General features: G+C 74.3%; 2 protein-coding genes. One reads left to right on the top strand and one right to left on the bottom strand.

Annotation, left to right across the window (positions count from 1 at the left end; genetic code table 11):
- Positions 1-528: 528 nt before the first annotated feature.
- Positions 529-666 carry a putative leader peptide gene (locus tag EAO70_RS40580; protein ID WP_402112134.1) on the bottom strand — a complete coding sequence of 46 codons (138 nt, stop codon included), beginning with the start codon at positions 664-666 and terminating at the stop codon, positions 529-531.
- Between the two features lie 200 nt (positions 667-866).
- On the opposite strand from EAO70_RS40580, the gene EAO70_RS37455 reads away from it, so the two are divergent.
- Positions 867-1,661, top strand: a complete 795-nt coding sequence (locus EAO70_RS37455) for an IclR family transcriptional regulator (RefSeq protein ID WP_148007217.1) — start codon at positions 867-869, stop codon at positions 1,659-1,661.
- Positions 1,662-1,755: the final 94 nt, after the last annotated feature.

Below are 1,755 nucleotides of genomic sequence, written 5' to 3'. Positions count from 1 at the left end.
GAAGGAGAGCGAGGAGAGGAGAGAGGAGAGCGGCGGGGGTGACCACGCCCCGGGAGAACAGCCGACGCCGAATCCCGAATCCGGGTCCTGGGGAGAGCCGGGGATCGCGTGGAGCGGGAAGGGCCCTGCCGCACAGGCGGGACTCATGCCGAATCCGCCCGCCGCCGGGGAGGGCGCAGGCCCGAGGACGTACACCCACGCGGAGAAGGCGATCCGGCGTGGAACCCGGGCACAGGGTGCGACCTGGAGCCCGGGCGCGGGACCCGGAGTCGGCGACACGTGAAGCCGTTCCCACCAGGAGAACGCCACCCGACCGCCGACCCCGCTCCCCCGTGGAAACGCGATCCCGCGTCAGCACGTGATCCCGCGTGGGAACGGCCTTCCTACGAACGGGCGAAGCACCGCGGACCGAAATCCGCCCCGTACGCGGTCGGCCCGTCGCCCGGCGGTCCGGCGGTCCGGTGGTGGAACCCTGCGCGAACGGTGTGCCGGGCGGGCGAGCCCGTCACGAGCCGACCTCCGGGGTCGTCAGCGACAGCCGGCCCCCGCGACGCGCGCCAGGTCGATGTGGCGGCGCCGGGTGAGGACGAGCGGCGCGGGAGAGGCCGTGGCCGCACATCGTGCGGTGCGACGTGCGGTGTGCCGATCGGTACGTCGTGCGTTCATGACGGGTCCTGCTCCCTCCGGCTCGGTGCCGCTGTGGTGGCCTGGCCGGAACCCTGCCATGGAGTTCCGACCGGCGACAACTCGTCTCCCACGATGTGGGATTGCGTATGAACGGCGTGTTTCCGACCTCGTTCGGGCCCTGATTCGACTCCCGCCATGTGGGAGCGTGGGGGCTCGATCACCCACGGGGAGCGAACCCTATGACGACCGAGGCCGGCACCGTCCGACCCCCGGCGGGCGCCCAGGCGGTCCGCCGCGCACTCGATGTGCTGCACTGCTTCCACGACAACGGACCCGACCTGAGCGCCTCGGACCTCGCGCGGCGGCTCGGGCTCTCCACCTCCACCGCGCACCGGCTGGCCCGGACCCTGCTCGGTGCGGGGTTCCTGGAGCAGGACGCCCGGACCGCCCGCTACCGGCTGGGCCCGGCGATGACGGAGCTGGGGCGGCTCTCGTACCACCAGCGGGGGCTGCATCTGGCCGCCCCGGAGCTGTCCGACCTCGCCGAGCGCACCGGGGCCACGGCGGATCTGGCTCTGCGCAGCGGCCCGCACGTGGTGATCGTGGCGGGGGGTTCGGTGACGCCCAAGGTGGGGCTGCGGCGTCCGCTGCACTCGACGGCGCTCGGCAAGGTGCTGCTGGCCTGGCCCCGGGCGGGCGAGCCCGGCCCGCGCTCGCTTCCGCCGCTGTACGCGTTCACCGAGCGGACCATCGTCGAACCCCCGGCGCTGTCCGCCGAGCTGGCGCGCGTACGGGATGCCGGGTACGCGCTCAACGACGGGGAGTCGGCCCTTGGGGTGCGGACGGTCGCCGTACCGGTCCTGGAGCGAACGGGGCACGCGCGGTTCGCGCTCGCGGTGCGCGGGACGCCCGAACTGATCACCGACGCCCGGCTCGACTGGTACCTGGCTCAGGCCCGCTCCTGCGCCCGCGCCCTGGAGGTCCTGCTCCTCGCCCCGGCGGAACGCCGCGACCCGGGCCGACAGGCCGGATAGCGCCACTGCCGGCCCTCCTGCGCACCGCGAGCGCGAACCGCGCGTGCCCCGTTCGCTCCAGGACCGGTACGGCGACCGTCCGCACCCCAAGGGC

It is taken from the genome of Streptomyces sp. adm13(2018), assembly GCF_008042145.1.
In the GTDB taxonomy this organism is placed as follows: domain Bacteria; phylum Actinomycetota; class Actinomycetes; order Streptomycetales; family Streptomycetaceae; genus Streptomyces.
The sequence above is the reverse complement of the archived record's forward strand: the minus strand, read 5'-3'. Positions and strand labels throughout refer to the sequence as shown.

Coding starts and splice junctions, on each gene's coding strand:
- EAO70_RS40580 (WP_402112134.1), bottom strand. CDS start 666: ATGAACGCACGACGTACCGATCGGCACACCGCACGTCGCACCGCACGA.
- EAO70_RS37455 (WP_148007217.1), top strand. CDS start 867: ATGACGACCGAGGCCGGCACCGTCCGACCCCCGGCGGGCGCCCAGGCG.